This window comes from Mycobacterium sp. (assembly GCF_049608025.1).
Classification (GTDB): Bacteria; Actinomycetota; Actinomycetes; order Mycobacteriales; family Mycobacteriaceae; genus Mycobacterium.
Genome location: NZ_JBMYXC010000002.1, coordinates 118,074 through 130,781, shown reverse-complemented (window position 1 = coordinate 130,781; position 12,708 = coordinate 118,074). Strand labels below are relative to the sequence as shown.

Below are 12,708 nucleotides of genomic sequence, written 5' to 3'. Positions count from 1 at the left end.
CTCAATCCTTTTCCGCGACGATCCTCCAGTTCAGGTCGGCGATCTTGGCTCGCTCGGCCGCATTCCAGGCCTGTCCGCCCTTCTGCAGCAACTCAAGTGATTCCGTCGCCCATTCCGGTGCGACACCCACCGCCGCGAGAGCCTTGACCACATGCCCGCCCCGGCGGATCAACGCAGTCTTCTGCTCGCACAGCGGCCACGCTTCGCTCTTCGAGGGCGCCGAGACCAAAACCCGGAATCCGGCCCGCTCCAGGGCAGCGCACACGTCGGCCGGATACATCGATTGGGTCGCGGCGAGCGTGGGCAGGAAAAGCCTGTGCAGCGCCACGTGCTCCTCGTTGTCCCAATCGAAGTACGGCGTCAGCAAGTATTCCGAGCAGGCATAGCGCGCCCCCGGCTTGAGGACGCGGTACATCTCTCGCGCATGGGCGTCCAGCTCGTCCTTCTTGAAGAAGGGCCAGACGGCCTGGAAGGAGAAGCACCCGTCGAAAGACTCGGATTCGTATTCCAGCGGTTGATGGTGGTCCCCGAACTTGAAGTGCAGCCGGTCGCTCATGCCGCATTTGGCGGCCCAGTCATCGGCGTTTTCCAGTTGATTCGGGTCGATGTTGTAGCCGGAGACCTGCCCCCCGGTCATCGTCGCGAAGTGGTGGGCTATCCGGCCCCGCCCGCAACCCATATCGAGGAGGTGTGAGTTCGCCGCATCCTGCAGATCCAGCTCGTGCAGAACGGCCTTTTCGGTCAAGAGCTGGTTGGCATAGAGACCTTCGGACTCGTCCAGCATCGGCGGGATGTAGAGCTTCTCCAGATCGAACACCGACAGCAGGTTGTTGAGAACCTTGTAATAGTCCGCAACCGCTTTCGTCTCATCTGCTGTCTCGGTCGGCTCGCCCGCCTGCATGCGCTGGAAGAACTTGTAGGCGTCGATGCACGCTTGCTTGTCCTCTTCGGGCAATGTGGCCAGCCTCTTGATTCCGGTGAACGACGAGTTGATCCGGTACCAATTCAATTTCTCCAACTTCCCTGACCGATAAAGTGATTCAACTGATCCGGACCCGAAGTGAAGCAAGTCCGTCGACGAGCCCATTGGACCGGTACACCGGTTCAGCGGCGAGCGCGAGCTGAGAGTACCGCTGGAGCAGGCCAGAGAGGATGACGTCCAGCTCCATGCGGGCCAGGCTGGCACCCAGACAGAAGTGTGCCCCCACGCCAAAGGCGAGATGCGGGTTGGGATTGCGGTCGACCAGGAACCGGTCTGCGTTGTCAAAGACCAGCTCGTCGCGATTGCCCGAGGGGTAGAGCAGCGCGACTCGATCACCTGAGCCCAACGCGGTCCCGGCGACAACGGTGTCCCGAGTGACCGTGCGCATCATCACCCTGGCCACGCTGGTCCAACGAAGGATCTCCTCGACCGCCCTCGACACCGGAACGGAGTGGTCCAGCAGACGAGACAACTGATCGGGATGAGTGGCCAGCGTGAGGATGCCCCTGCTGGCCGTGTGCCGAGTGGTCTCGTTGCCGGCCACCATCAACGCGGTTGCGAACATCGCCAGAGCGTCGCGGTCGAGAGCCTCGTCGCCGGAGTTGGCCAGCGCGGACAGTAGATCGCTGCCCGGGTTGGCAATCCGCGCTGCCACCTGGCCGTCGACATACTCGCCCCAGGACAGGAAACTCCCGGTAGCGGACTCCAGGACCCCGGGCTCATCGAGACGCCCGCCGGCGTCCATCATCGCGTCAGTCCAACCGCGGATCATCTCGAGATCGGAGGCCGGCAGGCCGAGCATCTCCGAGATGATTTGGAGCGGTATCGGTGCGGTCAGGGCGTCGACCACGTCGACGGGCTCCCCCGGCCGGATCGCGTCCAGCGCGCGGTCGACGTACATCCTGGTTCTCCCGCGCAGTCCGGCCACGTAACGCGCGGTGAACTGACGAGACACCGTGCGCCGCAGCCGGGCGTGTTCGGGGTCGTCCATGGTGACAAAAGACAGCGGCACGGAGTCGAAGTAGGTGACACCGCCGGCTGAGGAAAAAACGTCCGTGTTGTGGGCCACGGCGTTGATGTCGGCATGTCTGGCCACGTAGTAGAGACCGTTGTGCTCATCATGGACCAGACCCTGCGCAGCTCGCAGTGCCGCGTGACGGCTGTTGCGCTCGGCCAGGTCCAGATTCAGGTCGCTGATGTCGAAGCGCTCGGTGGTCTGCATGGAAGATCTCCCGTCGGCGATGGCAGCCACTCTAAGGCATCTGCCTGATTTTTCCGTCTCGGAAAGCATAAAAGACCGATTAAGCAACGATATGCTAATGCATATGACTCATTCGTCTGCCTCCACACAGGCGACGTTGCTGCGCGTCGCTGAGCGGCTGATCGCCGTCGGAGGCCTCACCGGGCCATCTGATCGAGAGATCATCGCCGCAGCGAAGGTCGGCAACAAGTCGGCGATCAAGTACCACTTCGGATCCCGCCGCGGCCTGATCGACGCGATTCTCGCCGAACACGGAGAGGTCCTCCGGGTCCGGAGAGCGCTGGCTTTCGAGGAACTCACGGTGAACCGGGCTACCACCGACCTGTTCCAGCTCAGCCGGGTCGTGGTCGAGCCCTACGCCAGCTTCCTGGCCGACGGCCCCAGTCAGTGGGCCTACCTCGCGGTGGCGCAATCAACCCTGGAGGACGCGCGAGAACAACCCGAAGACTTGCCGGCGCGATTCCGGGACCCGCTCATTCCCCGCCTGATCGAGCTGATGCTCACCCAGATCCCGCTGCCGGCCGAATTGTCGGCCGAACGTGCGCTTGTCGGGATCGGGCAGGTGATCGCCAGCGTCGGCGCGCGGGCCCGACAGCAACTGGTCGATGTGCGCAGGCGCCCCCTCAGCGGAATCGAGGTGTTCTCCGCGAACCTGGTGGACATGCTGCACGGCTCGCTGATCGCCCCGGCCTCCGCGCAGACGCTGCGAGCGATCGGCGAGGGCGGCGGGGGCGGCGAAGCTGTCGCCAGAGAGGTGGGCGCGTGAACGCAGGTGCCGACCGATCAGGCTCGTTCACCATCGAGGGACATCGGCTCACTCTGCCGGCACAGTTCCGGGCCGGTTCCTCGATGGTGGGAGTCTTCGTCGTACCGACGGCCCGAATACGGCCGCGCCTGGTGGGAACCCCGTTTCTGCCCGCGGAGATCGCGCCCGGGCGAACGATGATGGGGCTCAATTGCGTCCGCTATACCGACAGTGACTGTGGCGCCTACGAGGAGATAGCGTTCACGGCGTTTGTTCGCCGGCACGACGGTCCGGCCCTGCGGGTTCCCTACGCCTCCACCCTGCGCGATCTGATCAGCGGAAATATCGGTTCCTCCGCCTGGCGGTTGGCCGTCACCACGACTCTCTCCCGTGATGCCGGACTGCAGATCTGGGGATTCCCCAAGACAGTGGAGGACCTGGTGTACGACCAGCGCCCCGGTGCGGCCACCATGAAGTGGTTGGACAACGGGCGCGAGGTGCTGCGGTTCACGGTGCCCACCGCAGGCACCCGAACGGCCCGGGAGATCACCCCGCCGGTCTATTCCATGTTGAACGGGGCTGCCCATGTCGGGAGGCTGACCCAGAACTACCGCAAGGTTGGCTACCACCGCCGCGGCGCCTCCCTGATAGTCGGCACCAATCACCCGGCAGCCGACGAACTACGCAGTCTCGGTCTCCCCAAGCGCCCGTTGATCACGGTGTCCCACGGCGCACTGAGTTTCTCGATGAGTGGATCCGCGCCGCTATGACCGGACGAGTTCGTCGTCCCGCTCGAACCGGTCGGCGTCGTCGAGCGCATCGTCCAGATCCTCTGCCACCTGAATGTCGAGGCCACGCAGGCGGGCCGCGGGTGTCACGAGAGCAACCAACAGGTAGGTGACCAGCGACGCGGCGAACGCGATGAAGGTCGGCCAGCCGTCGAACGTGCCGTCGAAGACCCCGTTGTCGATGTAGAGGATGGTGTTGTCGACGCCAAAGATCGTGGGCGTCATCACAAAGAGCACGAGTCGCACCGTCAGACCCACCGCGATGGCAGCCATCGCGGCGGCGATAGTGCCCCTGCGCCACACCAGCCCGAGGACGAACGGCACGATCAGACACGCCAGCAGCAGGTCGAAGGCAAGGGTGAGCAAGATGCCGGTCTGCTTGACGTACAACGCGAACAGAATCGAGATGATCGTCATCGGCAGCATCATCAGCCGGGTGGCCCGCAGCAGCGGATCGGACTTCCCGGCGACGTGCACCCGCCGCACACCGCCGATATTGCGCACCGCAACCGCCGCGGTAGCCAGGATGGCGCCGTTGGCGGTGCTCATCGACGCACCGACGATGCCGGCCAGCACGATGATCGTGAGGAGCAGCGGAGCGTACTGATCCAGCAGCACGAACAGCACGGGGCCTTCGGTGCCTTCGGGGAGAATGGCGGTCGAAGCGAGCGCGATGAGCGCGAACGGGATTCCGATCGTCGCAGCACCCGCCGCGCCCACAAAGCAGGCGCGTCGGGCGATCTCGGGACTCTTGGCAGCGAAAATCCGCTGCATGAAGTCGATCGCAACGATGTCACCGATGCCCAACGCGATCAACGTCGCCCAGTTGATGGTGGCACCTTGAGCGGGGTCGGTGAGCTGACCCATGTCGAAAGGGTCCATGCCCTCGGGGATCGTGAGCCCATAGGCCACGGTCACCCAGATGAGCGTGGCGATGGAACCGACCAGAATCAAGCTCATCTGGACGATCGCGGTGTAGGCGTCGGCGATCATGCCGCCGGCACCGGTGTAGGCCACCACGATGACAGCGATCGCGACAACGCCGACCCAGTAGGGAATCCCCATGAAGTAGTTGAACAGATAGCCGCCAGCCACCAGGTTGCCTGCGACCAGGATGCAGAACGCGAGGATCAGCAGCGCCGAAGCCGCCTTCTCCACCGATTGACCGAAACGCAGCCGGAAGTAATCCGGCAGGGTGGTCAACCCCATCCGGTTCATCGGCTTGGCGAAGAACAGTCCGGTGAGCAGCAGACACAAGGCCAGGCCCAGCGGCAGGGAGGCGCCGGCCCAGAAACCGAACTGCGACGCCAAATCGGTGTTGCCGAGAGTCGCGTTGGTATCGACCGCCTGGCCCATCAGCGCCGCGCCGACGAGCCACAGCGGCAACATGCGTCCGGCCACCAGGAAGTTCGAACTGTCCCCGCCGACTTTGCGCGCGACGATGAAACCAACGAGGGTGACGACAGCGATGCTGACGCCGACACCGAGAAGAATCATGATGGAGCCTCCTGAAAGAACGCCGGAGTCTCCCGGGCTTTTGTCCCGCCGTGGAACGACCCGGCATCGCCGTCGGGTCGCCTGCGTCTCTCGGACCAGGCCCGAACCCGGTAACCGGGGTCGGCGGAACCCTAGACGCGCCCCACATGCCAATGTGAGTCCCAGCTAGGAAAGACCCACTCGGTTACGTCGGGTAGCGCGGGCCGTTAACGCCGTGTTTCCTCTCAGCGATGGACACGGCTTCACACCTCTGCCAACAATGGTCGGCAGGAGCCGTGCGAACAGCTCCCCGGACGAGGTGCCCAAGCGCCGGGCGGACGCCGGTCAGCCCAAGACGGCGCGCGAGGAGCACGTCATGCCCGACTCCGCCGGAGATGCCGGAAAGAACGACCGCCCCGATCTCGCCCTTCCCAACGCCCAGGGCGCCTGGGCCCAGCAGGCCGAGGCGAGACTCTCGGACCGCCGACTGCACGAGGAAATCGAACGCGGTCTGAGCTTTGGCCTGGAAGCCGCCCCGTCGATCAACGACCGGACCATCTCGACGTTCGTCCGCGGCGAGAAGCCGCACTTCGCCGGCGAGCGCGGCACGTTCCTGAAGTGCCCGTTCATCGAGGACGTCAACGAGGTCGACGACGCCGAGGTGGCCATCTTCGGGGTGCCTCTGGACGCGGGCGCCACCTACCGGCCCGGCACCCGGTTCGGTCCGCAGGGGATCCGGCGTTCGACGAACCTGTTCGGCACCTACAACTACGAATCCGGCGTCGACCTTCGCGAACAGCTCAACATGGTCGACATCGGTGACGTGTTCACCATTCCGGGCAATCTGGAGAAGTCCTTCGATCAAATCAGCCAGGCGATGGCGCACGTCGTGCAGAAGGGCGTCATGCCGATCGTGCTGGGCGGGGACCACTCGATCGGCTTTCCGACCATCCGGGGCATGGCGCCCTACCTGGACGGCAACATCGGCATCATCCACTTCGATCGCCACGTCGACACCCAGGAAACCGACCTCGACGAGCGAATGCACACCACCCCCTGGTTCCATGCGACCAACATCAAGAACGCGCCTGCTACCAACCTGGTCCAGATCGGTATCGGCGGGTGGCAGAGCCCTCGGGAGGGCGTGAAGGTGGGGCGCGACCGCAAGTCGACGGTGATCACCGTCGGAGACGTGGAAAGAGTAGGCATAGAAAAGATCGCCGAGACCGCCCTCGAGATCGCCTGGAAGGGCGCCAAGGCGGTGTACCTGTCGTTCGACATCGACGTCATCGACGCCGGCTTCGTGCCTGGGACAGGCTGGCCCGAACCGGGCGGCCTACTGCCGCGCGAGGCGCTGAACCTGGTGAAGATGGTCTCCGAGCCGGGGCTGGCCGGCATCGAGGTCGTCGAGTGCTCGCCGCCCTACGACTGGGCCGAGCAGACCGCCTTGCTGAGTTCGCGCGTAATCCTGGACAGCCTGGCCGCGCAGGTGCGTACCGGCAAGCTCGGCAAAAAGCCCGCCTCGCTCAACCGGCCGGCCTGGGGTCCGTAGCAGCGGCCACGTCGAGGCGTACTGACGTAGATTCTGTGGCGTGCAAGCCCCGCGAACACGGTTCGCCAGTTGCGGCGACACCGACATCGCCTACCAGGTCATCGGAGATGGCCCGGCTGACCTGTTGGTGTTTTCGGGTCCGCCCATACCCGTCGACTCGGTCGATGACGACCCGGCAATGTTCCGCTTCCATCGGCGCCTTGCCTCGTTCAGCCGCCTGATCAGATTCGATCAGCGCGGAGAAGGTTCCTCCTCACCTGCCCCTTTGGACGCTATCGGACCCCAACACTGGGCCCAGGACGCGCTGTCGGTTCTCGACGCAGTCGGTTCCGAGCAGGCAACGGTCCTGGCTTCGTCGTACTTCGCAGCGAGCGCGTTTGTCCTGGCGGCCGAGCACCCCGAACGGGTGCGCGGTCTGGTCATCATCAACGGCGCGGCCCGCACGATGTGGGCGCCGGATTACCAGGCGGGCGCCCGGGAACGAACCACCCATCGGTTCTCAACGGTGGGACTGGACCCCGACGCCGTCGAGAAGGGCTTTGATGCCTTGAAGGTGGTCGCGCCATCGGTGGCCGGCGACACCGGGTTCCGTAAGTGGTGGGATATGGCCGGCAACCGGGCGGCATCTCCGAGAATGGCGCGAGTGCTCCACAAAATCCTGGCCGAGGTCGATGTGCGCGACACCCTGGCGCAGATCACCGCTCCGACGCTGCTCATCAGCCGTGCGAACTCGGAGTTCGTACCGGTGGACCACGGCCGCTATCTGGCCGAGCACATTGCGGGGGCACGCTACGTGGAGTTGGCCGGAACCGACGCGTTGTACTGGGTCGGGGACACCGCGGCGATGCTGGATGAGATCGAGGAGTTCATCACCGGCGCTCGCGGCGGATTCGACACCGAACGGGTGCTGACCGCGATCGTCTTCACCGACATCGTGGGCTCGACCGAGCGCGCTGCGGCCCTCGGCGATGATCATTGGCGCCATCTGCTCGACCAGCACGACAGGATCGTCCGCCGGGAGCTCGCACGGTTCCGGGGCCGAGAAGTGAACACCGCCGGTGACGGGTTCGTGGTGACGTTCAGCAGTCCGAGCGTCGCCATCGAGTGCGCAGAGGCGATCGTCGACGCGGTCCGCGAGATAGGCGTGGAGGTGCGGGTGGGTATGCACGCAGGCGAGGTCGAGGTGCGTGGAAGCGACATCGCCGGGATGGCCGTGCACATCGCAGCGCGCGTCGCGTCCCGCGCCGGGCCCGGGCAGGTGCTGGTCTCCTCCACGGTGCGCGAGATCGTCACCGGATCGCGCCGCACATTCACCGATGCCGGCGAATACCAACTCAAAGGCGTTCCGGGTCGTTGGCGGCTGCATACGCTGGTTCGCGAAGCGGCCCCGGTCAGTCAGTGAGTCTCCGGGGAACAGGGAAGGTCCACACACCCACGCCGGTCGCGGGCTTGCCAAACAGCAGCACCCTGGCGTAGGAGGGACGAATGCGCTCCGACTTGCGTGTGGCCCTGGCTCAGATCCGCAGCGGCACCGACCCAACCGCCAATCTCGGCCAGGTCGAGCAATTCACCTTGCGGGCCGTTGAGGCGGGCGCGTCGCTCGTGCTGTTCCCCGAGGCGACCATGTGCCGCTTCGGGGTTCCGCTCGCTCCCGTCGCCGAACCCATGGACGGGCCGTGGGCCTCTGCCGTGCGCGCGCTGGCGCACCGCGCGGGCGTCGTCGTCGTCGCGGGCATGTTCGTCCCGGCAGGCGACGGCCGAGTCACCAACACCCTGCTCGCGACGGGTCCCGGGGTGGAAGCCCGCTACGACAAAATCTACCTCTACGACGCGTTCGACTTCGCCGAGTCCAAGACGGTGGCACCCGGCCGTGAACCGGTCGTCATCCAGGTCGACGGCACCTCGGGACCTGTTTCTGTCGGCCTGACCCTGTGCTACGACATCCGCTTCCCCGAGCTCTACGTCGAGCTGGCCGCCCGCGGCGCCGAGCTCATCACCGCGCACGCCTCCTGGGGCACCGGGCCGGGCAAGCTCGATCAGTGGACGCTGCTGGCACGCGCCCGCGCGATCGACACCGCAGGTGTGGTCGCCGCGGTCGACCAGGCTTATCCCGGTGACGAGATAGCCAAAGTGGGGCCTACCGGTGTGGGCGGCAGCGTCGTGGCCTCCGCGCTGGGCGAGGTACTGGCTTCGGCGGGCGCCGAACCGGAGTTATTGGTCTGCGACGTCGACCTCGAAGCGGCCCGCCAGGCTCGCAAGACGGTCGCGGTAATGAGCAACCGCTCAGAGTTCAATCACCTCGGTAGGGCACAATCGCTGAGGTGACCGATCCCTGGGACCGCCAGCCGCAGCAGCAGCCCAGCCCACCGCAGCCACAGTCTCCGCCCAATCCGGCCCAGGCTCCCGCTCACCCGGAGGAGGACTCGTCGTTGCGCGCGAAATTCAAGAAGATCTTCAGCGACCCGCTGTCCATCGTCCTGGTCGTGGTGATCGTGCTGGCGCTGGTGTTCGCCGGTCTGCTCGGCGGTGAACTGTACGCCCGCAACCGTGCTGACTCGGTGGTCGCCAAAGTCGTCTCGTGCGTGGTAGAGGACGACGCCAAGGCCTCGTTCGGGGTTTTGCCGCCTTTTCTGCTCCAACACGTGTCGGGTAGCTACACCCGCATCCACATCGAGACTGCCGGCAACCAGGTGCGCGAGGCCCGGGGGATGAAACTCAAGCTGGACATCAACGATGTCCGCATGGCGGACTCCCCCACATCGAGTGGTTCGATCGGCTCGATGGTGGCCAACATCACCTGGTCCGCCGAGGGCATCAAGCAGACAATCCAGGGGGCGATCCCCCTGATCGGCAGCTTCGTCACCGGCGTGAGGACCGACCCGACCGCCGGAACGATCGAGCTCGAGGGGGCGCTGGGCAGTATCACCGCGCGACCCACTGTTGTCGACGGCGGCATCTCGCTTCAGGTGCAGAACGTGACCGGGCTCGGCTTCACCTTGCCGCGCGAGATTGTGCAGCCGGCGTTGGACGCGTTCACCTCGCAGCTGACCCAGGACTATCCGATGGACATCCGCGCCGACTCCATTCAGGTCACCGACACCGGGGTGGTCAGCCAGTTCTCGGCGAGCAACGCGTCGATTCCGAAGCAGACGGAAGATCCCTGCTTCGTCGGACTGTGATGGTCGGACTGTGATGGTCGGACTGTGATGGTCGGGCGGTAGCTGTCGGCCTGTGATGGTCGGGCGGTAGCTGTCGGCCTGGAGGTTCAGCCCAGCCCGTCGAGCACCGCGCGGGTGCCGGACAACCCGAGTCGTGTCGCACCCGCATCGAGCATGCTCGTAGCCTCTGCAGCCGTGCGAATCCCACCGCTGGCTTTGATGCCGAGCCGGCCCCCGACGGCGCCGGCCATCAGTTCGACGGCACGGGTTGATGCTCCCCCGCTGGGATGAAACCCGGTCGAGGTCTTGACGAAATCAGCTCCCGCATCCTCGACGACCCGACAGATGTCGACAAGCAGCGGCTCACCCCGCAACTCCAGCAGGGCAGCCGACTCCACGATGACTTTGAGCACCGCGTCGGGAACCGCATCGCGCACCGCGACGATGTCGGCCCGCACCAGGTCGAGCACGCCCGAGATGGCGGTACCGACATCGATCACCATGTCGATCTCCACCGCACCTGCGGCAACCGCCAATCGGGCCTCGTCGGCTTTGACCGAAGACAGGTGCTTACCCGAGGGGAATCCCACGACCGAGGCGATGACAGGACCGTCGGCCAGCGATCCGGCCGCCGAGACCATCGGCGGCGAAACGCACACTGCGAAGACCCCGAGTTCAGCGGCTTCAGCGAGCAAACCGACGATATCGGCCTCGGTAGCCTCCGGTTTGAGCAGCGTGTGATCGACGACCGCCGCCACCTGGGCGCGGGTGTACGAACCCATCAGAAGGGCTCTTCGGTGCCGCCCGGGTTGCAGCCGGCGGCCACCATGTCCTCATCAGAGACTTCGGGCCGCCACGGTTCGAGGTTCCAACTGGTCTTTCCGGGCTCGAACAACTCGGCGAACCGCCAGTGACAGATGAACTGTTCTCTCATACCGGGCATCGCGGCCTGCTCGTCGAGCGTCAACACCTCGGCCCACGCTTCGGCGGCCTGGGCGCTGGTACCCGGCCTGCCTGACAGGTCCCGAGCCGATCCGGTCGGGTACACCCGCAGACTGGACAGGTCGCCCCACTTGGCCCACGTGACATGGTCGACATAAGGCGGCGGCGCGACGACCGGGGCGGCCGCAGCGTTGGGTGCCGACACCATGGGTGCCGACACGATGGGCAGCGCAAAGACCGCCATCGCGGTGACGAGAATCCGCCGCACTAGTGCGACTTCCCTTGAATTTCGAGGATCTTGGGCCGAACGTCGACGAGGTACACACCGGAGGCAACCGCGGCGATGGCCACCCCGATGATGCCGAGCGCGAGCGCCAACAACGCGCTGACGCCCAGGATCACCAGCCAGACCGGCTTGGTCAGCTTTCCGGTCGCGGTGTACGCATCAGGTCGCTGGATCGCCGCGTGCACGAACGAGTAGATCGCTGTCACCAGGACAGCGAGCTGTAAAGCGACGAGGACGTAACTCACCAAGCTTTGGAGCTCCACGCTCGACAGCCTAGGCGGGTTACGTCCCCTGGTCGACTTGCATCACCCCAGGCGCGCCTTCAGCGGCGCACCTGGGGCTGATGACTACTTCTGGGTGACCTTCTTGGCCGGGGCCTTCTTAGCCGGGGCCTTCTTGGCCGCAGCCTTCTTAGCCGGGGCCTTCTTGGCCGCGGCCTTGGCCGGAGCCTTCTTGGCGGCCTTCTTCACCGGCGCAGCAGCCGACTCGGCCTTCTTGGGCAACTCGACGCCGACCAGCTTGGCGGCGCGTTCACCGACCGCGCGGGTCTGTGTCGCAACACTGCCCAGGGCTTCCTGGGTCAGCTCGACGGCCTGGTCGGTGTAGCCCTCGACGCGGTTGGCCGCGTCTTCCACCGCCGGCTGGCTACGCAGGCGCTCCAGCGCGGCCTCGCCACGCTCGATCAGCTTGTTGTAGGTCGACTGCGCGGTCTCGGCGTAGTTCTCGGCAAGCTTGCGCACCTCGTCGGAGGTCAGCCGATCGCGGATATCGCCGAACTGGTTGGGCAGTTCTTCCTGCAACTTGTTGATGCGCGCACGCCTCTTCTCGACACGGGCCTCGGCATCGGTGCGGGCTTCGCCGGCACGATCACGCAGCGTCGCGACGATCTCGTTGACACGCTCCAGGGCCAGGTCCGCAGCGCCGACGGCGGCGAGCAGCGGAGCCTTCAGGTCCTCAACTTCGAGCTGGTTCTTGTCAGCCATGATTATTTCCTCTCGTTTCACCGTTGGGGGTTGGTCTGTGTTGATTGCGTCAGTTGCAGACGGCTGTGGAGGCCGCCGGGTGTTTGGTCAGTCGTCGGCTCCTCATCTGCTTGGCTAACGTTGTTCTCCGCTGCCCCGGCTGCCTCCGCAGCTTCGATAAGGGCTGCCTCGTTCTGTTGACAGAACGACGTATAAATGTCGAGCAACACCTGCTTCTGCCGCTCGTTGATCGCCGCGTCGACGATCACTGCGTCGCGAACCTCGCTGGTCGTCGAGGGTTCGAGAATGCCCGCCCGGATGTAAAGCACCTCGGCGGAGACCCGCAGCGCTTTGGCGATCTGGTTGAGCACATCGGCGGAGGGTTTCCGCAATCCCCGCTCGATCTGGCTGAGGTAGGGATTGCTCACACCGGCCTTCTCGGCCAGTTGCCGCACCGAGACCTGCGCAGCTTCACGCTGGCTCCGGATGAAACCACCGATGTCCTGTGCCGCACTGGACACGACAGCAGCAAGCTTTTCATCCTGCGGCATGGGTG

General features: G+C 65.3%; 13 protein-coding genes, 1 pseudogene and 1 riboswitch. Of the genes and pseudogenes, 6 read left to right on the top strand and 8 right to left on the bottom strand.

Annotated elements, in window-relative coordinates:
* Window position 1: 1 nt before the first annotated feature.
* A complete protein-coding gene (locus ACPGXI_RS01440; protein ID WP_526649053.1) occupies window positions 2–1,009 on the bottom strand; it encodes an SAM-dependent methyltransferase in 1,008 nt (335 codons plus the stop codon).
* Between the two features lie 31 nt (window positions 1,010–1,040).
* Complete coding sequence (locus ACPGXI_RS01435) at window positions 1,041–2,204, bottom strand: cytochrome P450 (protein WP_526649051.1); 1,164 nt, start codon at window positions 2,202–2,204, stop codon at window positions 1,041–1,043.
* Window positions 2,205–2,307: 103 nt separating this feature from the next.
* Between ACPGXI_RS01435 and ACPGXI_RS01430 the strand changes: the two genes are divergently transcribed.
* Both ACPGXI_RS01430 and ACPGXI_RS01425 read left to right on the top strand, forming a co-directional pair.
* A complete protein-coding gene (locus ACPGXI_RS01430; protein WP_526649049.1) occupies window positions 2,308–3,009 on the top strand; it encodes a hypothetical protein in 702 nt (233 codons plus the stop codon).
* On the top strand, window positions 3,006–3,758 hold the full coding sequence (locus ACPGXI_RS01425; protein ID WP_526649047.1) for a hypothetical protein: 753 nt from the start codon (window positions 3,006–3,008) through the stop codon (window positions 3,756–3,758). Before ACPGXI_RS01430 ends, ACPGXI_RS01425 begins: the two co-directional genes overlap by 4 nt.
* On the opposite strand, the gene ACPGXI_RS01420 is transcribed toward ACPGXI_RS01425, so the two are convergent.
* On the bottom strand, window positions 3,753–5,273 hold the full coding sequence (locus tag ACPGXI_RS01420; RefSeq protein WP_526649045.1) for a high affinity choline transporter 1: 1,521 nt from the start codon (window positions 5,271–5,273) through the stop codon (window positions 3,753–3,755). The genes ACPGXI_RS01425 and ACPGXI_RS01420 overlap by 6 nt on opposite strands.
* Before the next feature lie 27 nt (window positions 5,274–5,300).
* Window positions 5,301–5,419, bottom strand: a riboswitch (guanidine-I (ykkC/yxkD leader).
* Window positions 5,420–5,628: 209 nt separating this feature from the next.
* Here ACPGXI_RS01420 and ACPGXI_RS01415 point away from each other — a divergent pair.
* From ACPGXI_RS01415 to ACPGXI_RS01400, 4 genes are all read left to right on the top strand, one after another.
* Window positions 5,629–6,804: an agmatinase family protein gene (locus ACPGXI_RS01415; RefSeq protein WP_526649043.1), complete on the top strand. Its 1,176-nt coding sequence runs from the start codon at window positions 5,629–5,631 to the stop codon at window positions 6,802–6,804.
* Between the two features lie 40 nt (window positions 6,805–6,844).
* Window positions 6,845–8,206: an adenylate/guanylate cyclase domain-containing protein gene (locus ACPGXI_RS01410; protein WP_526649041.1), complete on the top strand. Its 1,362-nt coding sequence runs from the start codon at window positions 6,845–6,847 to the stop codon at window positions 8,204–8,206.
* A gap of 95 nt (window positions 8,207–8,301) precedes the next feature.
* Window positions 8,302–9,129 (top strand): carbon-nitrogen hydrolase family protein, encoded by an 828-nt coding sequence (locus ACPGXI_RS01405; protein ID WP_526649151.1) that lies wholly within the window; start codon window positions 8,302–8,304, stop codon window positions 9,127–9,129.
* Entirely contained in the window at window positions 9,126–9,983 is an 858-nt protein-coding gene (locus ACPGXI_RS01400; protein WP_526649039.1) for an LmeA family phospholipid-binding protein, read from the top strand. Before ACPGXI_RS01405 ends, ACPGXI_RS01400 begins: the two co-directional genes overlap by 4 nt.
* Before the next feature lie 86 nt (window positions 9,984–10,069).
* On the opposite strand, the gene deoC is transcribed toward ACPGXI_RS01400, so the two are convergent.
* The 5 genes and pseudogenes from deoC to ACPGXI_RS01375 form a co-directional block, all read right to left on the bottom strand.
* Entirely contained in the window at window positions 10,070–10,747 is a 678-nt protein-coding gene (gene deoC / locus ACPGXI_RS01395; RefSeq protein WP_526649149.1) for a deoxyribose-phosphate aldolase, read from the bottom strand.
* A complete protein-coding gene (locus tag ACPGXI_RS01390) occupies window positions 10,744–11,172 on the bottom strand; it encodes a DUF2599 domain-containing protein (RefSeq protein WP_526649037.1) in 429 nt (142 codons plus the stop codon). The genes deoC and ACPGXI_RS01390 overlap by 4 nt, the downstream gene beginning before the upstream one ends.
* A complete protein-coding gene (locus tag ACPGXI_RS01385; protein ID WP_526649035.1) occupies window positions 11,172–11,453 on the bottom strand; it encodes a DUF2516 family protein in 282 nt (93 codons plus the stop codon). The genes ACPGXI_RS01390 and ACPGXI_RS01385 overlap by 1 nt, the downstream gene beginning before the upstream one ends.
* A 102-nt stretch (window positions 11,454–11,555) precedes the next feature.
* Window positions 11,556–11,693 (bottom strand): annotated as a pseudogene (locus ACPGXI_RS01380) (hypothetical protein); the annotation flags it as partial.
* A gap of 497 nt (window positions 11,694–12,190) precedes the next feature.
* Entirely contained in the window at window positions 12,191–12,703 is a 513-nt protein-coding gene (locus tag ACPGXI_RS01375) for a helix-turn-helix domain-containing protein (RefSeq protein ID WP_526649033.1), read from the bottom strand.
* Window positions 12,704–12,708: the final 5 nt, after the last annotated feature.